General features: G+C 37.8%; 13 protein-coding genes. 11 read left to right on the plus strand and 2 right to left on the minus strand.

Translation table 11 applies throughout. From position 1 onward, the window contains the following. Positions 1-50: 50 nt before the first annotated feature. Positions 51-473, plus strand: coding sequence for a single-stranded DNA-binding protein (locus tag ACIPKN_RS11275; RefSeq protein WP_400936026.1), 423 nt, complete (start codon positions 51-53; stop codon positions 471-473). Between the two features lie 257 nt (positions 474-730). Here the strand turns inward: ACIPKN_RS11275 and ACIPKN_RS11280 are convergent, their stop codons facing one another. Together ACIPKN_RS11280 and ACIPKN_RS11285 are read right to left on the minus strand one after the other, a co-directional pair. Then, positions 731-3,493, minus strand: coding sequence for a DEAD/DEAH box helicase (locus ACIPKN_RS11280; RefSeq protein ID WP_400936028.1), 2,763 nt, complete (start codon positions 3,491-3,493; stop codon positions 731-733). Further along, a complete protein-coding gene (locus tag ACIPKN_RS11285) occupies positions 3,490-5,064 on the minus strand; it encodes a hypothetical protein (protein ID WP_400936030.1) in 1,575 nt (524 codons plus the stop codon). The genes ACIPKN_RS11280 and ACIPKN_RS11285 overlap by 4 nt, the downstream gene beginning before the upstream one ends. Positions 5,065-5,264: 200 nt before the next feature. Here ACIPKN_RS11285 and ACIPKN_RS11290 point away from each other — a divergent pair, with 200 nt between their 5' ends. From ACIPKN_RS11290 to ACIPKN_RS11335, 10 genes are all read left to right on the plus strand, one after another. Beyond that, on the plus strand, positions 5,265-5,738 hold the full coding sequence (locus ACIPKN_RS11290; RefSeq protein ID WP_400936032.1) for an IDEAL domain-containing protein: 474 nt from the start codon (positions 5,265-5,267) through the stop codon (positions 5,736-5,738). Between the two features lie 203 nt (positions 5,739-5,941). Beyond that, positions 5,942-6,790 carry a flagellin N-terminal helical domain-containing protein gene (locus ACIPKN_RS11295; protein WP_323654317.1) on the plus strand — a complete coding sequence of 283 codons (849 nt, stop codon included), beginning with the start codon at positions 5,942-5,944 and terminating at the stop codon, positions 6,788-6,790. 31 nt (positions 6,791-6,821) lie between these two features. Further along, complete coding sequence (locus tag ACIPKN_RS11300; protein ID WP_400936034.1) at positions 6,822-7,136, plus strand: hypothetical protein; 315 nt, start codon at positions 6,822-6,824, stop codon at positions 7,134-7,136. Between the two features lie 90 nt (positions 7,137-7,226). After that, positions 7,227-8,195 (plus strand): nuclease-related domain-containing protein, encoded by a 969-nt coding sequence (locus ACIPKN_RS11305; protein ID WP_400936037.1) that lies wholly within the window; start codon positions 7,227-7,229, stop codon positions 8,193-8,195. 508 nt (positions 8,196-8,703) lie between these two features. Then, positions 8,704-9,975: a nucleotide sugar dehydrogenase gene (locus ACIPKN_RS11310; RefSeq protein ID WP_400936039.1), complete on the plus strand. Its 1,272-nt coding sequence runs from the start codon at positions 8,704-8,706 to the stop codon at positions 9,973-9,975. Then, positions 9,972-10,688: a WecB/TagA/CpsF family glycosyltransferase gene (locus ACIPKN_RS11315; protein ID WP_400936041.1), complete on the plus strand. Its 717-nt coding sequence runs from the start codon at positions 9,972-9,974 to the stop codon at positions 10,686-10,688. The genes ACIPKN_RS11310 and ACIPKN_RS11315 overlap by 4 nt, the downstream gene beginning before the upstream one ends. A gap of 601 nt (positions 10,689-11,289) precedes the next feature. After that, positions 11,290-14,958: an S-layer homology domain-containing protein gene (locus ACIPKN_RS11320; RefSeq protein ID WP_400936043.1), complete on the plus strand. Its 3,669-nt coding sequence runs from the start codon at positions 11,290-11,292 to the stop codon at positions 14,956-14,958. A 966-nt stretch (positions 14,959-15,924) separates the two neighbouring features. Then, positions 15,925-20,400, plus strand: a complete 4,476-nt coding sequence (locus tag ACIPKN_RS11325; protein WP_400936045.1) for an endonuclease — start codon at positions 15,925-15,927, stop codon at positions 20,398-20,400. Between the two features lie 318 nt (positions 20,401-20,718). Next, positions 20,719-21,288, plus strand: coding sequence for a DUF1643 domain-containing protein (locus ACIPKN_RS11330; protein WP_400936047.1), 570 nt, complete (start codon positions 20,719-20,721; stop codon positions 21,286-21,288). 539 nt (positions 21,289-21,827) lie between these two features. Then, positions 21,828-22,832: an acyltransferase family protein gene (locus ACIPKN_RS11335; protein ID WP_400936049.1), complete on the plus strand. Its 1,005-nt coding sequence runs from the start codon at positions 21,828-21,830 to the stop codon at positions 22,830-22,832. The last annotated feature ends 198 nt before the right edge of the window (positions 22,833-23,030 follow it).

Here is a 23,030-nt window from a genome sequence, read left to right on the forward strand (position 1 = left end):
GGATTAATTTTTGTAAGATGAGAGCAATCAAAAGCAAAGGAGGTGAATCAATGAATCAAGTCGGACTGGTCGGAAGGTTAACAAAGGATCCAGTGTTACGACACTTATCTGGAAATCGCGTGCAAGCACATTTTACTCTAGCCATTAATCGCAATTACAAAAACAGTCGTGGGGAAGTGGATGCTGACTTTATTCTCTGTACAGTATGGGGAAGGCTTGCAGAGCATATCGTCAAATATTGCGGAAAAGGCTCATTAATTGGAGTGAATGGTCGAATTCAATCAAGATCATTTTTAAATGAAGAAAGCACTAAGGTTTTTATAACAGAAGTAGTCGTAGAAGATGTCCGATTTTATCGGCTTAAGCAAAGGGATAGCGAAGGGGCAATTGTGCCTCCAAAGCCACCAGATGAGCAGGAAGGCTTAAAGGATTTTGTGCTACCTGAGGCAGAAGTACAATTGCCAGCAATATAGCAGCTCTAATTGTTACATACGGGGCAAGGGACAAGTTGTCTGATCCGCCATTCTCCTTCTATTCTTGCGCCGTAATCGATTTAGAAAGGATGATGTCTACATTTCATAACGAAGTTCATTGCTGAAGACCGCACAGCAATGAGCATATTAAACACAACTAAATATATATATGAAGTAAGTAGGGGAAGAAGTAACAGTAAGATCCACTGAAATAAAAGAGCGCCAAGAACGTTGTGCTCTTGGCGCATCTCGCATCTTTAAAAATCGAGTTTCATTAAATCACGAAGTTCGTCATCTTCTAATTCAGTTAACCACTGGCTTGATTGAATTAGTTCTTCTGATAGTGCAGATTTTTGGGCTAGCATTTTATCAATTTTCTCTTCGATAGTACCAATTGTAACAAACTTATGCACTTGTACAAATTGTGTTTGGCCAATTCGATATGCACGGTCTGTCGCTTGATTTTCAACGGCAGGATTCCACCAGCGATCTGCGTGTAATACATGATTTGCTGCTGTTAAATTGAGCCCTGTTCCACCCGCTTTTAAGGAAAGGATAAATATAGGAAAATCTCCTGCCTGGAAAGTCTCTACTAAGCGGTCACGCTGCTGCTTAGGCATTGCACCTGTTAAGAAAGGTGCATCAATATTATATAGTTCACTAAAACAATGCTGTAGTAATTGCCCCATTCCAATATATTGTGTGAAAATGAGGCACTGCTCGCCGTTGTCCACGATTTCTGTAGCCATTTGCACGATACGTTCTAATTTCGTAGAACGAGTAAGCATTGATTCGGCATCCTCGAAAGGTTCTTTTAAATACAAGGCAGGATGATTACATAATTGCTTTAACTTACTGAGCATCTTTAAGACGCGTCCCTTCTTTTGAAAGCCTGTTAATTGCTCCAGCTGATCGAGCGTCTCTAATATATATCCTTCGTATAGAGATGCTTGCTCAGTTGTTAATGGGCAGTATTCATGAGACTCTTGTTTATCTGGTAAGTTAAGCTGTAAGTGTGGGTCACGCTTTGTACGACGAAGTAAAAATGCTTGAATTTTTGCACGTAACTTCTGTTTATGTGACTCAGACTCATCTCGTTCTATCGGTAAAATAAATTCTTCATTAAAGCGACCGAAGCTACCTAAATAGCCCTTATGGATAAAGTCAAAAATTGCCCATAGCTCCGACAAACGGTTTTCTACTGGCGTACCCGTTAAAGCAATATGATGCGTCCCTTGTAATTTACGAATAGCCCTTGATTGTAGCGTTTGCATATTTTTAATATTTTGAGCCTCGTCTAGCACAACGGTTGCCCATTCTACTTCCTGTAAAAACTCTGCATCCTGTGATACTGTGCCATAGGTAGATAAAATCACATGTGGTTTTTCTCTTCCTACTAGCTGTTTAAAAGCGTCTTCCTTTGCTCGATTCGCCTGATAATGCGTATGCACACTCAAGGAAGGAGCAAAACGAGCAAGTTCCTTTTGCCAGTTGCCTAGCACAGACGTAGGACAAATAATGATGGACGGTTTTGTATCCTCAGTTGTTTCATAAAGATGAAGTAAATATGAAATAAGCTGAACCGTTTTACCAAGACCCATATCATCAGCTAGGCATGCACCAAAGCCTTGTTCTCGCATAAAGACAAGCCATTCAAAGCCCTCATGCTGATAAGGACGTAATTCTGCCTGCAAAGATGTAGGAACCTGTACAGTAGGGAGTCCTTTTTTCTCCTGAAGCTGCTCCATATAGGATTTCAGCGATTTTTGCAATTCAAATGCAAAAATCGGGTCATCTCGCATTGCATCATCGGCATCCTCTTCTTCAAGAGGTATGGATAAATCCTCTGGTAGTTCACGGAATAGTAATTCGCGAACGGTCCAGCTTTCATCTTCTGCTTGCTGCATCAATGCACGCATTTCTTGCATCCAGTTCGCATCGACTCGGAACCATTCTGTACCAATACGAATGAATTCGCGTTTCTCATCTACAAGCTTTTTAAATTGCTCAGGTGAAATGGACTGGCCATTCATAGAAAACTGCCATTTGAACGTTAAAATATCATCTAGTCCAGCAACCTTTTTTGTCGCTACATTGCCAGTACTTACGCGAACACGCATTTTTGACTGTTTTAAATCTTTTAGCCAAGCCGGTAGTACAACGTCAAAGCCGAGTGCTTGTAATCTTGCTAAATCTTCACGTAAAAATGTTCGAACTTGTAAATCGTCAAGCATAATGCGGATGAAAATATCGCTACGTAAATCTTCAATAGAAAGAAGATCTACAATTTGTCTTTGTTGTTGTTCAATAGCATCAGCATACATTTGCCATTTTGCCGGTAGAGCATCAGCAATTGGTAGTGACTGCTTTCGCATAGCTGGCGTCCAGTAGTTTTTGGCTGTAGGCGTACTTAGTACTGTTTCTAAAAGCCAAACATCTGAATCTTCCTCAGGCTCACCTAAGCGTAGGGAGACAGTAACTGCACCTGCCTGTCGTTCCTGCTCTAGTGGCCAACCACCACGCAAGAAAAAAGGCATTAGTTTTGGTAAATCAGACAGTATAAGACCTACTTGAGCTAGTTTTTGCTGCACTGCCGTTTCTAATAAAGCTGTATCTTCACCTTCTATAGGGAATGTTAGCGCGGAAAAATCATCTGCAATCATTGCGTGTGACCAGAGCGAGGGCTCCTGCCAATACGTTTGTAAAGCAGACACTTTTTCTAGCCATACCTGACTTTCTGTGTCCGTACCTTGCCAGTCAATAAAAGGATGCAGATAGCGCCGTGAAAAAATATCAAGGAGCTCAGAGGTTGAAACTTCAATCGTACGTTCTGAGCGATTGGTTAATAAACCATAGACATTCGCTTCATAGTTAAAAAATAATGAAGAAATGAGTGAGTCTGCTTCCATTGCTGCACCATCAGCAGTATATCCCTGTAACGTAAAATATCCTTCCTGTGCTGCATGAATACGAAGCTGTTGCTTTTTTGAAAACGGGGAAGGAGCATTTATAGTCATCATACTAAGTTTCCTTTCTCAATTTCTTCTTGTAATGCACGAAGTCGTTTATACTCTGCACGAATTGTTTGCATATATGTCTCAAAATAAGCAGTTTTACCAGCACGCTTTGCTGCACTGCGCATACTTTTCCAGATTCGTACAGCCTGCTTATAGTTCATACGTGATTTTTGTGTAATTTCAGCCATGGCATATAGATGATATAAGGGCAATACTGTTGCAGGCGCAACCTGAAGTACATCTTTTAATCCACACATTTCTAAATAAGAAAGGGAGGAGAGATTTAACTGATGGAGGGCTGCCCATTCACGATAACGTCCTTTTTTAATAAGAAGGAACGAAAACGGTTGAAGCCCATAAACACCAAATGCACTATATAATGTAACTTCCTGTTCTTCCGTAAGCTGTATGTCCTCGTATAAAAGCTGAAATTGCCTTACATATTGAGCACGTTTTACAACTGGTACTGTTTGCTGTAAAAAGACTTCGGTAAATGGTAGCATCGCACGTAAAATAATGGACTGTGCATGTGATTCGCCAGCACGTTTTGCAAAAGTAGCCAGCTCAAATAGGTCCTGCATATGTTGTCCATCAATATGTGCAATGCTTTCCTGTAATAAACTTTCTTTTTGTAGCAGCACATAAAATAGCAGTTTCAATGACTGCAAGGAAATCTCAGGTGAAGGATTCTCAAGGTTATTTATAAGTGCTAATTCCTGTTCACGACGAGGCTTTTCATAAAAAAGCATTGCCCAAAGTAGCATATATATTTGTAGTCGATCAGCAAATAATCCTTGTCGTTCCAATAAAAGTTCTCGAACTAACTCCTGAATCGCATCATAAAATGGATCAGTGGCAAAAAGTCGTGATCGTCCCGTTAGCTCCGTCAATGTACTTTCGAATGATTGGACACTTTGATCAATATAATATTTCATATAAGGAGAATCCAAAGAATGTCCTTTTGTTTCATTTAAATGACGCCATATTGTATTAAAGATCGATAGCTCCATAAATAGCTTATAAAGTGGCTGCCACTCACGCTCGAAAGGCATATGCCGTTGAAGTCGCTCCAATGCATCTGTTCGTATAGCAGATAGGCCATACCCTTCTAGAATTCGCCCAGGTGGCAATAAACGTTTCATGACTTCATCGACCATCAATCTCCAGCTTTCTGGACTTCGTTCATCTGCTAATGATTTTAATTGCACCGATTTTTGAGCGCGCCAAGCACTTGACCAATTTTGCACCGAATCAAAATACTGATAAAGAGCAAGTAATGAGCCAACCTGATGTCTACACCATTTCAGCTGAGGACAGTTACAGTGCAGCTCCTCTTTAGCAAAATCAATTTCTACAGTTGCAGGTCTGACATCCTGTACGCTTGCATATAATGTAGAACTTGCTCCATTAAAACGTTCAAAGATAACTGATTTATTCCGCACTGAAAAAACAGCACGACGCACTAGCTCTTCGTCTTCAGTAGAGGAAGGATGTAACGCCTGTTCAGCTTCCTGTAATTTGGTAAGGATAAATTCTTGGTGTTCCTTAGCTAATTGGGCAATAGACAATGCCATAACCTCACTCCTTTCAAAATGTATAGCTAGTGGGCATGTGTAAGTATGAAGAAAAAAAGACTGTCCTTCCATTATACGATTAAAATGCGTACATGATAAGCTGAATGATTTGAAATAAAAAAAATCGAGGAGAAGATAGTTAACAAGATAATTTATTTGTGTTAAAATCTGAATAATCAGATAAATAGGGAGGGATAAGGATGATGCAAGTTCAATATATGAAGCCATTTTACACAAAAATCACTGGAGATAAATTACGTCTAGTGTTTGCTTATCAATATTTCTCTATTTTAAAAGAGAACGAGATTTTCCATTTCATTCCTATCGAAGGTAAAGAGATGATTATCAACTTGAATACACAACAAATTGAAAATATATCCGAGGTATTTGTTTTCCAGAAAGGGAATCGTTTTATCCGACTGCCATTATATCAATTATTATTAATTACAAATGTTCATGAGCATCTAGCACCGATTCTTGAAAGCGCTACTCCAAAGCCTCAGTTACCACTTGTATCTTCAGTGACTGTTGGCGAAGTAGATCAGCTCATTACAGAATTGGAGCAGCAAAACATTGATAATTTAATAGACCAGGCATTATTAGATCATAATAAAGATCTCTTTTTTGAACTTCTACAACAAAAGAACCATCAACTCGGAGGTTTCGAAAATTGAATACACGGTATTGCAATTAAGCACCTACTTTTCATATGTGAAAAGCGGGTGCTTTTATATATCGGTGGGTCTAAAGTCTAAAATATGAAAATGAACTAAAAGTTATTGATGTATAGAACCTACTAAATTAGAATACATTACCAAAATAAACTTAAAGGAATCTAACATAGACCGATATAAACAACAATGGGGGTGGTGAAATGATGCTTGGAAAATGGTCAGCAACGGGGTTGTCAATTTTAAATAATATGAATAGACATTACGGTGCAATGAACAAGGCAATGCTTCGGATTTCTTCAGGCTACCGCATCAATAGTGCTGCGGATGATCCAGCGGGACTTGCGATTTCCGAAAAAATGCGTGCGCAAATACGCGGCTTGAACATGGCAGCGAAAAATATCCAGGATGGTATTTCACTTGTTCAAACAGCTGAGGGTGCACTAAATGAAGTACATGATATGATCCAACGCATGCGTGAGCTCGCAGTCCAGGCGAGCAATGATACTTTAACAGATAGTGATCGGGAGAACCTCGATAAGGAATTTCAAGAATTGAAAAAAGAAATTCAACGCATCTCGAAAGACACTGAGTTTAACACAAAGACATTACTAGATGGGGATTATGCTACAAACGGTATTAAAATTCAGGCAGGTGCCAACGCAGGCCAAAGCATCGAGCTGTTTATTGGCAATATGGGGGCTGGAGCACTTGGCTTGGACGATAAGACATCCATCGCAACTCGAGACGACGCCAACAAAGCGATTTCCACAATGGACGAGGCTTTAAAACGTGTATCAAGCGAGCGCTCGAGACTAGGCGCCTACCAAAATCGCCTAGAGCACGCCTATAATGCAAACGTAAACACAGCAGAAAACCTACAAGATGCCGAATCCCGCATTCGCGATGCAGATATCGCAAAAGAAATGATGAACATGGTAAAAGCACAAATCCTAATGCAAGCAAGCCAATATGTACTAGCAATGCACATGCAACAAGCACAATCGATTCTAAAACTACTCGAAAGCGGAACAACAAGGAATCCCCGATACTAAAGGAGATTCCTTTTTTAGTGGGAGTTAGAAAATGAAAGTCGCTGATAAAAGAGGGGCAATCGCTGAAAGAGAAGGGAAAGCTGTTGATAAAAGTGGGACAATCGCTGAGGAAAGTGAAGCAATCGATAAAGAAGAGAACGTCGCCGATAAAAGTGAAATAATCGCTGATAAAGAAGAGAACATCGCTGATAAGAGTGAAACAATCGCTGATAAAAAGGTGAACATCGCTGATAAGAGTGAAACAATCGCTGATAAAGAAGGGAGCATCGCTGATAAGAGTGAAACAATCGCTGATAAAGAAGAGAACATCGCTGATAAAAGTACAACAATCGCTGATAAAAAGTGAAAACCGCTGATAGACATGCTATAATCGCTGAAAGAATCCTAAACTAGCTGATAAACCTATTAAAATTCAAATAGAAAAGGAGAGAATTGATTGCTAGTAAAACCCTTTGCACCATCTCCATTGACAAAAGGACTTCAAGCCCTTGTGACTCGGTTACAGCCCACGCACCCACAATATAAAAATTTTCAGCAGGAACTTAAAAATAAAGAAGCAGGCGATTTTGGTGAGCAATATGTTATGAAGGAACTACAGCAAATAGCACTGCTCAACGATTGCTACATTTTCCACAATGTTATACTTCCCTCTGTTCTTCCCATGCAAATTGATATTTTACTCATTGTCCCCAACGCTATTATTCTATTAGAAATTAAAAATATTCGAGGAACTGTACATTTTAAAAGTGACCCACGCCAGCTCATTCGTACATCGGAATCTGGAGAGGTTCACGTTTTTACGCATCCTGAAATTCAACTTGAGCAATATATTCAAGGTATGAAACATTTCTTACACACCCAACATATTTCTATACCCATTTATGGGGCTGTTGTCTTCCCATTTAATAATGTAAATATTCATCGCGAGGATGGCCGATTGCCGATTTTAATGGCAAAAGAGTTACCGATATTTCTGCATCAACATTTAGAGAAAAACAAAGAGACAGCAACAATGACAGAAATCAAAACCATTATTTTGTCACATTTGCGGAACAGGACACCATTTCCGCTTTGCCACTACTATCAAATTGATGCCTCTGCTTTGCGGCGTGGTGTTTATTGTGAAAACTGTGGGGAGTTTGGAATGGAGAAATTGCGCATGACTTGGTATTGTTCAAGTTGTAAATTTCAAAGTAAAACCGCACATATACGAGCACTACTGGATTATCACATGCTAGTAGGAGATACAATATCGAACAGTGAATGTCGTGAGTTTTTGAATATTGAGAGTCAGTATATAGCAAAACGGCTTTTACAAAAATTAAATTTATCAAGTACCGGGCCTGATCGAATTAGGAAGTACCATTTGTCCAACTTATATAGGAATTCGCCGCTAAAAGAGTGAGTTGCGCCGCTAACCAAAGAAGAACGCCGCTAAAACATCAAATTGCGCCGCTAACCAAGCAAGGAGCGCCGCCAAAACCCGAGATTCCGCCGCTAACGGACGAGACTCTTGCCAAATGTCCAGCTTATATAGGAGTTCGCCGCTAAAAAAGTGAGTTGCGCCGCTAACCAAAGGAAGAACGCCGCTAAACCATCAAATTGCGCCGCTAACCAAGCAAGGAGCGCCGCCAAAACCCGAGATTCCGCCGCTAACGGATAAGAATCTTGAAATGTCCAACTTATATAGGAGTTGAGCCGCTAATCAAAGGAAGAGCGCCGCTAAAACCCGAAATACCGCCACAAACCGACAAAGCTTTTGCTAATCGGACACAGAAAACAGCTTCAAAATAACAAATTGATTCACACTTTCAGTGGAAAGATGTATACTATAATGCAGAACAAAATGCATCACGCATTTATAGAACATATAATATAACTACTCGTTTTTGAAACGGAAGGAAGAATAGAGAATGACTAAATCAATTTGTGTCGTTGGACTTGGCTACATCGGTTTACCAACGGCTGTAATGTTTGCCAACCACGGCATAAAAGTACATGGGGTGGATGTAAACCCGGCAGCAGTAAAAAGTATTCAAGAGAAAAAACTTCATATTGAAGAAAATGGATTGCAGGAGCGCCTGAACAAAGCAGTAGATGAAGGTTTCTTAACGGCGTCAACGACACCACAGGAAGCGGACGTATTCATCGTTGCTGTTCCGTCGCCAATTAATCCTGATAATACAGCGAATTTAGAATATGTGCGTCAAGCTACGGCTTCGATCGTGCCATTCTTGAAAAAAGGTGACCTTGTCATTCTTGAATCGACAGTACCACCGAAAACTGTAGAGCACATTATGCTACCAGAGTTAATCAAAGCAAATCTTGAATTTGGTGTAGATTTATTTGTATCGCATTCACCAGAGCGTGTAATTCCTGGTCGTATTTTTGAAGAATTAGTGAACAACGACCGTATCGTTGGTGGGATTGATGACAAGTCTGCACAAATGACAAAAGAGCTTTATCAAACATTTGTGAATGGTACAATCCATCTTACAGATGCCACTACAGCTGAGTTAGTAAAAGTAATGGAAAATACTTATCGTGATGTAAACATTGCTTTTGCCAATGAACTTGCAAAATTAGCAGAGAAGTTAGACGTAAACATTTGGGAAGCGATTAAATTTGCGAACTATCACCCACGTGTAAATGTTCACTTCCCAGGTCCTGGTGTAGGTGGTCACTGTATCGCGGTTGACCCTTGGTTCCTAGTTGAGCTAGGTGGCGAGACAGCACAAATTATTCATTTATCTCGTAATACAAATGATAGTATGCCAAGCTTTACAGCACAAAAAACACAAGCAATCTTAAATCAAAACAAAATTGCTGGTGGCAAAGTAGCTGTTCTTGGACTAGCCTTCAAAGGTAACGTAGATGACATGCGTGAAAGTCCATCTACAATCGTTATTGACGAGTTACAAAATCTTGGATTAGAAGTTATTTCATACGATCCACACATTAAAGAAAACAAACATGCTACACAAACACAAAGCTTAGAAGAAGCGACAAAAGATGCAGATATCATTGTTGTTCTAACGGATCATAATGAATTCAAAGCATTAGACGCTGCAGAAATTACAGCGAAATCAAAAATCGTCTTCGATACGAAAAACTGCTTAAAACGCGATAAATGGGAAGAAGCAGGCTTCCAGTTCCACCTTTTAGGAGATGCGAAAAACCGATGAAAGAAACAGTACTTGGCATCAATGTCAATACGGAAGGCTACGATGAATTAATGGAGATGGCATTCGAGCGTATTGAAACAAAACAAAAGGCGCTCGTTGTTGCCATCAATCCAGAAAAGATTATCAAGGCAAAAGAAGACCCTGCTCTAAAGAAGCTGCTTAACGAAGCGGAATTTCAAATTCCAGATGGTATTGGTGTTATTCTTGCTTCCAAAATTCAAAAAGGGCAAATTCGTGAACGTGTTACAGGCGTCGATATGATGATGAAGCTTTGCGAGGAAGCGGCAAAACGTGGCAAGCCTATTTTCCTTTACGGAGGAAAACCGGGTGTTGCAGATGCGGCCAAAGCAAAACTAGAATCATTATTTCCTTCTATTAAAATAGTCGGCACACAGGACGGCTATGAAAAGGACGAAAAGAAGGTATTTGACCGCATTAACGAAGCGCAGCCCGATCTACTTTTTGTAGCGATGGGCAGTCCAAAGCAAGAAAACTGGATTAATGCAAATCGCGATCAATTACATCCAACTATTTATCAAGGCGTAGGTGGATCATTCGATGTGCTGGCGGGTACAGTTAAACGTGCACCAGAGATTTTCCAAAAATTTGGCCTTGAATGGTTTTATCGATTAATGAAAGAACCTAAGCGTATCAAGCGTCAAATTGCACTTCCATTATTTTTATTGGAAGTGGCAAGGAAGAAACGTCAATAATTTTAAAAATTGGTATTGTCGTTTTAAATTGAAAGTGTTAGACTGTATTTGTATAGGAATTTCCTCTATGAAATAAATAGAATTCCCTGCAAGGAAACAACGGTTGGTAGCCCAAGCGAAAAAAGCTCAAGCATTTATATGCTTGAGCTTTTTTCGTGTCTAGAAATATAATTCTGCACTTAAAACATAGATGCATTATCCAAAAATCCCACAGAACATTCACCGAAACGTCTTCTTATTTTACGCCCTTACATTTTCTATAAAACCAAAAAGTATTACCAATTTTTATATCAATGAAAATGGGTGGTGAGCCTACAATTGTATTTTACTGTAAGAACTTTGAGCGTATAAGGTTTGTGTACCAAATTATTGTTGGAAAAGATGTGTAATAACACTTGAAAAATCAGCTTAAATAGATGACAATGGTAAAAGAGAGTTGTATGCCCATGTTTTTCCGGAAATGAATTAGAAACTTTCCCAAAATATGATTGACAACTTTTAGGTATGCAACTATACTTTTATGTGTAGTTGTTTATTTACTGCATTTCTATGTATTTGTAGTAGAGACATATTTTATGAACTTAGAGGAGGAAATTTTTCTATGGCTAACCAACCAAAGAAATACAAAAAATTCGTAGCAACAGCTGCTACAGCTACATTAGTAGCATCAGCTATCGTACCAGTGGCTTCTGCAGCAAGTTTCACAGATGTACCAAATAGTAACTCTCACAAAGATGCAATCAGCTCTCTTGTAGACGCTGGTATCATCAAAGGATATCCAGATGGCACATTCAAACCAGACCAATATGTTTCTCGTGGTCAAGTGGTTAAATTATTAGGTCGCTGGTTAGAAACTGAAGGTAATGAAATTCCAGCTGACTGGAATACAAAACAACGTTTCAACGATCTACCAGTAACAACTGCTGATAAAGAATTAGTGCAATATGCTGCACTTGTTAAAGATGCAGGCGCATTTAATGGTGCAAACGGCAACTTAAACTACTCACAAAATATGGCACGTCAACAAATGGCAATCGTTTTAGTTCGTGCTATCAAAGAAATCCAAGGCGTAGATCTAGTTAAAGAGTACAAAGATGCTAAATTCACGAGCGAAATCTCTGACTTAGGCGGTCTTAATACTGAACAACGTGAAGCAATCACAGCTTTAGAGTATGCTGAGTTAACAAAAGCAGCTACACTACCAGGTAAAGCATTCAAACCAAATGACACAATTACTCGTGCTCAATTCGCTTCTTTCTTAGATCGTACAATGAAACTTGAAGTACCATCTCATGCAAAAGCTGCTGTAAAAGCTATCAACAACACAACTGTTGAAGTAACATTTGATCAAGAAGTTGACAACGTACAAGCTCTTAACTTCGAAATCAAAGATCTAGAAGTTAAAAACGCAGCTGTAAAATTAACTAACAAAAAAGTTGTTGTTTTAACTACTGCAGCTCAAACAGCTGACAAAGAGTACACTGTATCTCTTGGCGGCGAAGAAATCGGTAAATTCAAAGGCGTTAACGCTGTAATCCCAACTAAAGTTGATTTAGTTGAAAAATCAACTCAAGGTAAACTTGGTCAACAAGTAACTCTTAAAGCACAAGTTACTGTAGCTGAAGGTGCTTCTAAAGCTGGTATTCCAGTAACATTCTTCATCCCAGGTTCTGCTAACGGAGTAAAAGCTCCTGTAACAGTTGAAGCTTTAACTAACGATGAAGGTATCGCTACTTACTCTTACACTCGTTATGCTGCAACAAACGATACAGTAACTGTATACGCTAACGGTGACCGTTCTAAATTCTCAACTGGCTATGTATTCTGGGCTGTTGATCAAACATTAACTATTACTGAAGTAACTGAAGGCGCTACTATCAACAACGGTGCTAACAAAACTTACAAAGTAACTTATAAAGATCCAGAAACTGGTAAACCAGTATCGGGTAAAACATTAAACGTTTCTGTTAAAGAAAACATTGATGTAACTGTTGATAAATTACAAAACGTAACTATTAACGGTACTGCAGTAGTACAAACAAGTGATATTAATACTAAAGCAGCTCAAATTAAAACTGATTCAAAAGGTGAAGCTACATTCACAGTTTCAGGTTCAAACGCTGTAGTAACTCCAGTAGTGTTCGAAGCTACTCCAATTAATACTACAAACACAAACGGTACAGTTGTAACAACTGGATTTAACCAAAAATATACTCCAGATACACTACAAGCATCTGCTGCTAAAGTAACATTTGGTGCTGTTCAAGCTTCATACAATATCGAAGTAAAACGCGATGGTGGAGAAGTAGCTGCAACTGGTCTTAAAAATGGACGTAAATATAATATTGTTGTTAAAGATAAAGATGGCAAATTAGCTGCAAATGAAACAGTAAATGTTGCATTTAACGAAAATATTGATGGTGTTATTTCTACAGTAACTTCTGCTAAATTTGTTAAAGTAGTAGATGATGAACAAGTTGCTTTTGATGGTGACAAAATCACTGTTAAAACTAACTCAAAAGGTGAAGCAAGCTTTGTCATTGCAACTCCAGATGATAAAGTAAACACTTATGCTACACCTATTGCTTGGATTGGCATTAGCAATGGAACAAATGTTGGCTTAAATAAAGGCGAACCATTTGCAATTGCTCCTATTTCTTACTTCCAAGCTGAGTATCTTGAAGGTTCTAAACTAGTTTCTAAAAACGGTTCAAAAGAAACTTCAAAATTCAGTGGCAAAGATAAAGCTACATTTGAAGTACAACTTACAAACCAAAGTGGTAAAGAAGTAGCTACTTCAGGTTATGAAATTAAAGATGTATCTTATACTATCTATAACACTGGTGCTGAAGATGTAACAGTGAATGGTGTTGACATCCAACCTAATCGTGTTCATACTTTAATTGCTCCAGATGGGAAAATTACTGTTACTTCTAAAGAAGAAAAATCTACTTCTGTAAAAGTTATCGCTACAGGTGTTGCTAAGAAAACAGAAAATGGAACTGTAAAAGAATTTGCATTCACTTCTAAAGAAGCAACAGCAACATTCACTTCTACATCTGAAGTAACTAACTTATTTACTGGCAATATCAAATCATTCAATACTGATAAGAAAACTGTCGTATTTAATGATAAAGATGGCGATAAAGCTGCTATAAAATATGCTGGTGAAACAGGTAAAACATATGTTTATAAAAATGTAAATGGTGCACCACTTTCTGAAGCGCAATTTGTACAACTTCTTAAAGATGCAAATAGCAGTGTAAAAGCAACTTACGAAGTAAAAGATAATACTGTAACATTCTATGTTCTTGCTATTAATAATGGTGGAGATAAACCAGCTGATACAATTGCAGTTGGAGAAGAAGATACTTCAGTATCATCTATTAAAGTGAAAAATGTTGCAGCAACTGGATCAGGTAATACTTATAATGTAGTATTCCCAGTTGGTACAGATTTAACTACTATTAAACCAGAAGAAGTAGTAGTAACTACTACAAACTCTGGTGCAAAAGTAGCAGCGGCAACAAAAAATGCTGATGGTACTATTTGGACAGTAGAAGTAACTGCAAAAGATGGTAAAGCAAAAGCAACTTATACTATTAATGCATCAGTATCAGCGACTGTATTAAACTCAGCTAAAATCACTACTGAAGCAAAAGAAGATAAACCAGCAGTAGGTACTCCAGGTACTAAAGGTAGTATTGTGGTTTCAGATGTTACATTTACTGCAACTGATGCTGCAGGTGGTAATGGTGATGGTATTACAGTTAACCTTGTAGTCGGTACACCAGCTGCAGGTGAAGCTTCAGCTGCATATAATGCAACTGATAAAGAAGTAACAGTTACAATTAAAGCTACAGCAACACAAGCTGATGTAAAAGCAGCGATTGATGCATTACCTACTGCTGATAAAGTAGTTACAGCAACTGTAAAAACAGCAGGTGATTTAGTAGGAGCTGGTACTGATACAACAAAAGGTGGTTATGTAGCAGAAACTACAGCAGTTGACGGAGAGTTAACATTAACGTTCTCTGAAGCTGTAGAAGTATTAGCTATTGGTGACGCTTTAGAATTAACTATTGACGGTAAAACAGTTTCTGGTACTGTAGCAACAGTTAGCACAGATAAAAAAGTTATTACTGTAAAACATGCATATAATGCAGCAGTAGTTGTAGATAAAGCTCTAACTGCTATCAACTTTAAAGGTGCTGCCCTTAAAGATGCTGGTGGTAACACAGTAAAAACATCTACTGTTCTTTCTAAATAATTTTATTTAAAATTAATAGTTAGATTATAATATGGTCCTGTGGGAGAAAAATCTCCTACAGGGCTTTTTCTATTTAGGCCATTCCCCATTAGATCTGTCAGTCAAAAATAATTAACTGAAAGTGATATATAGAATAAACTTGTGATACTTCCTCTTTCCTTATTAAGTGAGAACTTTAGAAGAGTTCACAAAACGCTCACTTCAATTTTCAATTTGAAGTGGGCGTTTATTGTACATTGTAATCGTTTCCAACTTAGCCTAATGATAGGTTGACCGTGCTGATACTAGTCCAATAATGCGATGTTGGCTTTCATGGATGCTTTCTAGCTGCTTTGTCTTTGCTATATTTTGCCATGTAAAAAATACTTCAATGTTTGATTTTTTAGCTCTGAACAGCGCCCCGATTGTTTGACACACTCTAACTTTGGGCTACGGCACCATAAGATTCTATTTCTTTTGATATAAAAGTATTTTGTCCTTTTTAAAATTTAGCAAATAAGATAAATTGGCTCCTTATTAGAGTGTTATTTGTATTTATGTGTTAATAATTCGTTTTAAATTATTAAATTCCCTGTAGTAAATACGTATTCTTGATATTACAACTTTTTAACATAATATAAATACTATTAAAATAGTGAATTAATAATAATATGTTTACATATATATGTAGTGGGGAAATATGTTTTGAATAGTTCGGCTATTTATGGCACGCCGTAGACGATGAAGTAAATCGACAGCCTAGATAGAGAGAGACGGAAAAGGTGGAGATAGCAAAGTTAAGTTTTCTTTGTCTTTAATTGCAATCTAAACAATTTTAAAGACAGATACTGAAAAAAGTTTATTTTGAAGGAATCATAGTTAAATGAGAAACAATTCTATAATTCTTTTGCAAAGTCTTCTCTTAGTAGAGGGAAGGCTTTGCATTTTAAAAACTAACTTTCCTAAATTGAAAGGAGAATTAACTAGATGTCAAAAAAGAATTGGAAGAAGCCGATAAACGCCTTTTTAGCAACAACTCTAGTCGCGAGTGTTGCCGCACCAGTAGCACCCCTCACTGTACAAGCTGAAACATTAGCAAAGGATTTAATCATTTCGGAGTATATAGAAGGAAGCTCCTTCAATAAAGCCATTGAAATATATAATGGTACAGGTGCAGCGGTTGATTTAAGCAATTATACGTTAGAGCTTCATACGAACGGGGAAGTTACTGCGAAAAATAAAGTGAGTCTGACGGGTACTCTAGAAAGCGGAGCTACTTATGTTTTATATCATAAAGATGCAGCGCCTAACATTAAAGCAAAAGGAAATCTAGAAAACTCAACTGTTATTAATTTTAATGGAAATGATCCAGTCGTTTTAAGGAAAGCTGGTGAAATAGTTGATTCCATTGGACAAGTTGGTCCTTCAGCGGATTTTGCTAAAGATGTAACTTTAGTAAGGAAGAGTTCAGTCTTGTCGGGTGATACAAATATTGAGGATCCATTTAATGCAGCTTTAGAATGGACTTCATATCCGGTAGATGATTTTTCTAATTTAGGGCAGCACGTTATGGATATTGATTCAGGTGAGCCTGTTGACCCTGAAGCACCGGCAATTCTTTCAATTGGAGAAGCTCGGAGTAAAGGAGTAGGTGAAACTGTAACTATTAAAGGTAGAGTTGCGGCGGGCTTGAAAAATACGTTCTCCGTCCAAGACGAAACAGGTGGTATCGCCGTAAGACCTCCTAATCTAGCTATGTCTATTGGTGATGAAGTTACTTTAAAAGGTAAGTTAGCTGACTATCGTGGGCTACTACAATTAGACGGTGCTATAATCGTTGAAAAGATTGAAAATGCAGGTGTACCTTCTCCAAAGGTTGTAACAGGTGCTCAAGTAAATGAAGATAGCGAATCACAGTTAGTAACAGTGAAAAATGTTACGCTTACAGACGTTCAACAGGTGGCTGGATGGGCAAACTTTACTGCAAGTGACGGAACGAATTTCCTCGTACGAGATGAAACAAATTCGCTAGATCTAGCTGCCGGTACAAACTATGAATCTATCACTGGTATTGTTCAACAATTCGATAAAGACTATCAAGTAATTCCTCGATCAAAAGCAGATATTGTAGTGGATAGTTCAGCATTAAAGCCTGCAAGCGCATCCCCTGAAAGTGGAACGTTTGTTGGAAAGACAACAGTTACTTTAACAACTCCGACAGCCGATGCAGAAATTTATTACACATTAAATGGCACGGTGCCAACTGATAAAAGTCTTAAATATGAGACACCAATTGAAATTAGCAAAAATACGACTTTAAAAGCAATAGTTAAAGCGAAAGATGGCACATATAGCGAAATAACTACATTTGATTATCGCATTGCTGATCAACTACAAATTCATGATATTCAAGGTGCGGGGCATGCTTCAACATTTGATGGTAAAACAGTTGAAGGAATTGAAGGAATCGTAACTTATTCATTTACGTTAAATAATAATTGGTATTATACGATTCAAACGCCAGATGAATTGGCTGATCATGATCCGAATACTTCTGAAGGAATTTTTCTGTACAGTGGAAAGAAACCATGGCCAATAAAGGTAGGGGATTTAGTATCTGTTAAAGGTAAAGTAAGCGAATATGCTTACGATGGCTATGATGATAGGCAGCAAACAGATTTAAAAACAACTCAAATTAATGTGCGTGACGATCAAGATGGAAAAGTAGAAGTTATTAAAAGTAGTGTAGCTTTACCAAAAGCAATTGAAATCGATAAGCTAAAAATGTCATTTAGTCAAATCGACAGTGATCAACTCCAAATTTTTAATCCAACAATTGATGCTATTGATTTTTGGGAAAGTATTGAAGGTATGAGAGTAGAAGTTGGAAACGTGAAGGCGGTAGCACCACAGGAGCATGGAGATTTAGTAACAGTACTTGAGGATGAATCAACGGACACAATTCACGGTGGGGTATTGTATGAGAAAGAAAATGCAAATCCGAACAGAATTCAATTGCGACTAGAACCGAATGGCGCTGCACGTGATTTTGAAGTGGCTACAGGTGATAAATTTAAAGGGCCAATTACGGGAATCGTTGGCTATTCCTATCAAAACTTTAAAATCTATGCTTCGTTAGATGAGATAAAGGCAGCTTATGAAAAAGGAGATACAGCACCAGAGACAACGAAAATAGTAAAGGCAGAAGATAAGTTAACAATTGCCTCGTATAATTTGGAGAACTTCTCTAATAACAAAACTTCTACAACTGATGATAAAGCGAGAAAACTAGCAAGAGCAATTGGTATTGATATGGGTAGCCCTGATATTGTTGGTGTAACAGAGGTTCAGGATAATAATGGGCCATCTGCGGGTGATTCAAAAGCAGATCAAAGTTATAAAAGATTAATTGACGCTATTAAAGGTGTCGGTGGTGTCGAGTATCAGTATGTTAATATCGATCCAATTAACAATCAAGATGGTGGAGCACCGGACGCTAATATTCGAGTTGGCTTCCTTTATAATCCAAAGCGAGTTAAGCTGAATGAAGGTATGCCATCAGGAGATGCTACAACAGCAGTTGGCTATAAAGATGGGAAATTAACATTGAACCCTGGCCGAATTGATCCGGCAAATGAAGCGTTTAATAGTAGCCGCAAACCTTTAGCTGCACAATTTGAATTTCAAGGTGAAGATGTAATTGTTATCGCAAATCATTGGAATTCTAAAAATGGAGATACTCCTTTATTTGGTGCAATTCAGCCGCCAAAGTATGGAAGTGAAGGGCAACGTAAAAAAATCGCCAACATTGTTTATAATTTTGTTGAGGACGTTAAATCAAAAAATCCGGATGCAAATATTGTTTCTTTAGGTGATTTTAATGATTACCAATTCGCTGATGCACTTAAAATCCATGAAGGTCAATTGATGACAAATATGATTAATAAAGTGGATGCTTCGGATCGTTACACATATGTTTATCAGGGGAACTCACAAGTATTAGACCATATTTTAGTGTCAAACAATTTGGCAGAAAAAACAGATGTCGATATCCTTCATATTAACGCTGATTTCACGGACATGGCTGGTCGTGCAAGTGACCATGATCCTGTAATGGTACAAATCGATGTTAAGAAAGGTTCAACTGTTGAACCGATTCTGCCTGAAATAGTATATGACTATAAGAACTTCAAAACAAACAAATTGACAATAAATAAACCTAGTGTGGCAGTACATTTAGATGCTCAATCTGTTATTCCAAAAGGTGTTTTCCTAAAAGGGGCCTATGCGGAACTACATGGAGAAGGCTTTAAGACGACTGATGTTTTCCTTAGTCCAGCTAAAGCAGGGATGATTATCGACCTTAAAGGCAATAGCGTGAAAACACTCACAATTGAAGGTCCAAATGTCAGTGAAATAAGAGGCGCTGAAAATATAGATATACAATCGATAATCTATAAAAAGGGCGCAGCTCCTGAACAAATTAAATTTACAAATTCGAAGGGGGATCCCATTGTGGATCCTTCTTTGCCTTCAGAAAACAAACAACCAATCATTAAAAATCCGATTTCAAACAAAACTGTAGCTGTTGGAGAGGAAATTCGAATTGATTTAACAGATCATTTTTACGATCCTGATGGTGATAAACTTTCATTTACGGCTACAAAGGGTACTATAAGTGGAAAATTATTAACACTCAATTTAGATGAGGGTAGTCATATTGTTGGCGTTACAGCATCTGATGGCAAGAAAAGTGTCACGACAAGCTTCAGCGTGACAGTAATAGCTAATGATTATTATGCAGGCGCATATAACAAGGAAGGTCAAGCACTAAAAAGGGCTCTTCATGATATCATTTCTGAACAAAAGGTACTTTCTTATGATGATGTTTGGGATGCTTTAAAGTATACAGATGAAGATCCTAATAATCCGAATAATGTCATTTTATTTTACTCTGGGAAATCTAGTCCAAAAACAAACAGTGGCGGCAATGTAGGAAACTGGAACCGAGAGCATACGTGGGCAAAATCACACGGAAACTTTGGGACAAGCAAAGGACCCGGAACAGATATCCATCATTTACGCGCAACCGATGTACAAGTTAATAGTTCAAGAGGAAATTTAGACTTTGACAATGGGGGTAGTCCAGTCGCTGGTTGTAATGGCTGCTTTAAAGATTCAGATTCATTCGAACCACCTAATCGCGTAAAAGGTGATGTGGCACGTATACTATTATATATGGCAACTCGTTATGAACCTGGAGATAAGATTGATCTTGAATTAAACGATAAAGTCAATAATGGAACAGCCCTCTATCACGGTAAACTCTCTGTTCTTTTAAAATGGCACAAGCAAGATCCTGTAGATGAATATGAAAAACGAAGAAATGAAAGAATTTACGATATCCAAGGCAATCGAAATCCGTTTATAGACCATCCAGAATGGGTGGAGAAAATTTGGTGATGGAAAGTTCCGATAATGCAGTGACCTTAGACTTTCGATATTACTTTCTTCTTTATGAATAGAGAAGAGTACACAAAACGCCACTTCAAAGTTAAGTGGCGTTTGTGATTTATAATGTTCATTTCAAACTAATTTTCGTAGTTCTCTTTAGGGTTTTGAATGCTTATTCTTTTCAAAAGTGCATTTTCAGTAGGTCCATCGAATTCAGCATGGAATACTACATTATCAACATAATTTATCATTTTTAATGATACCTATAGTCGTATCTAAATATCTACATATTTTATGAAAAATACCAATTTAGGGAGGATAATCTATATGTTTACTAGAAAAAGTATTTATCAGTTCATAAAGGAGATGTTGAAGATGAGACCATGGAAGTCTAATGAAGAGATTGAAGTTATATTTGATGAATCACAAAGACATAGATTATTTTTTTGTTGTGAATGGGATAGTGATTTGCCATTATGTCTTTTTATCATGTTGAATCCAAGTTTAGCGGATATGGAAAAGTGTGATCGAACATTGGATAAATGTATTAAGATTGCTAAAAGTAATTCTTTTGGTTCTATTGGCGTTGTTAATTTGTTTTCACTACGCTCTAAAGATCCGGAAGATTTATTAAAAGAGGAATTACGGACTCATCCTGAAAATATAGAGTATGTAAAAAGAGCGATTGATGATGCCAAAATTATTGTAGCTGCATGGGGAGAAAAAGGAGCGTGGTTTAATGCAACTTATCCAGTTTTGAAATATTCAGAAGATGTAGGTAGAGATTTACACTATCTTAATCTAAACAGATATGGTATGCCACAACATCCACTTTTCTTAAAATCAGATACGACTTTAAAAAAGTATAAATTTAGAGATGAGAGTTTAGCCTTTTAAGATTAGTATTTAAAATAGGAAAGATAAGCTTTAACATCAATAAGCTTATCCAACAATAAATATGGAATAGTAGGAAAAATCTACGTAGAATTCTACGAGGAGAGCAACACAGGCAACACCTATAGTCCGCTTACTCTTTTCAACTCAGCCTCATGCTGGACCGAGCGGGCTAATAGTAATTCAATAATGCGGTGCTGGCTTGAATAGCTACAAGTCGGTTTACTTTTTCGTTCGTTTCAAGAAAAGCTTATTTGATTTGCTGCTGCTCAAAGCCTCTTATTTCAAGACGACTTTCTACTGACTCAAAACGATTCATGGCGATTTTTAATTGAATCAAGACGTTGATTGATTTGCTTTAATTCGCTTAAAACTTCCTCCAACGACGATTTCATCTCTCTATTAAATATATCTATTTTGCTAATCTATCTCTTTTTAATATAATCCCCTCATTATAGCATAGATAACAAGTATCTCCATTGCATTGATCGACAAACTATGACAGACTTAAATGAGATATAATAGTTTTAGGAGAATGTTTAGTGATCAAAGAGTGGGATTTACTGCGTGTGGTGGCGTGTTTGTCTATCTTATTATTACACACCTCTTCATGGATTATTATGGAGGTAGGTGTAGAGCCAGAGCAGTCGTTTTATCTGTTTTTACGGATTGCGCTCTGTTATGCAACGCCGACGTTTATTTTGTTGTCTATTTTAATTTTGGCGAATCGTTATCAGGTTAAAATACCGAATAACTTTTGGCCGAATAGAATTCAATATATCTTTCTGCCATATTTAATGTGGGCCATACTTGATTCTGTAATTGTAGAGATAATTTATCACAATGGCTTAGTATGGGAAAAGTTTGTCAGTAATGTTGTTTACGGTGGGTTTGTAGGCTGGTTTGTTGTGGTTATGATGCAGTTATATGTAGTCTTTACGTTGATGAAGCGTTTTAAATGGTCTATGGCTTGGTTTTTACCGTTATGTGTGCTGATTATGTTAATCCATAATTCATTGATTGCCTTGCCATATCCATTTTTTGAAGAGAATGATCTCATGTTGCGTTTACTCTTTACGGGCTGGCTTGGTTATTTTGCGATAGCATATGCGATGGGTGTGTATTATACGCAGATTGCTGCGCTTGCGAAAAAGTATCGTTACGCGATGGTTGTGTTGTTCGTGTTATCTGCTATCTTTTTATATATCCGTCTGCAGCTCGGTTATACAGAGACGCATTCGAGACGACTTGATTTAATACCGCTTGTTATAAGTATCGCCTTGTTGGTAATTGCCTGGGGGCAGTCGCTACCTTATACGAAAACGGTTCAATTGCTAAGTCGATATGCGTTTATGATCTATCTCATTCATTGGGAGGTTCTGCGGATATCAACAGGATGGTTTGTGGATCATTTTAATAGTACGCTTGTGCGAGTGCCATTGCTAATGTTGTGGGCGCTAATCGTTTGTATTACGGTGACGAAGTTAATTTCGATGCTTCCATTTAGTCAGTTTGTAATTGGGAGAATAAAAAAGCGTACCGCATAGGAAAAGCAGTGATTTCTTTAATTATAGAAATCACTGCTTTTTTTGTTTCACCGGTAGCAAATAGGGAAGCACCGCTAGGGATAGAAGTATCGCCGATAGCATCTACCATTCCGCAGTTTCAATAGATTCACGAATATGGCATACGATACGAGGCATACGTTCCAACCATTTTAATAAGCCCCATTTTCAAAGCAAATT

The sequence above is a fragment of the Lysinibacillus sp. NPDC086135 genome (genome assembly GCF_044746345.1).
GTDB lineage: Bacteria > Bacillota > Bacilli > Bacillales_A > Planococcaceae > Lysinibacillus.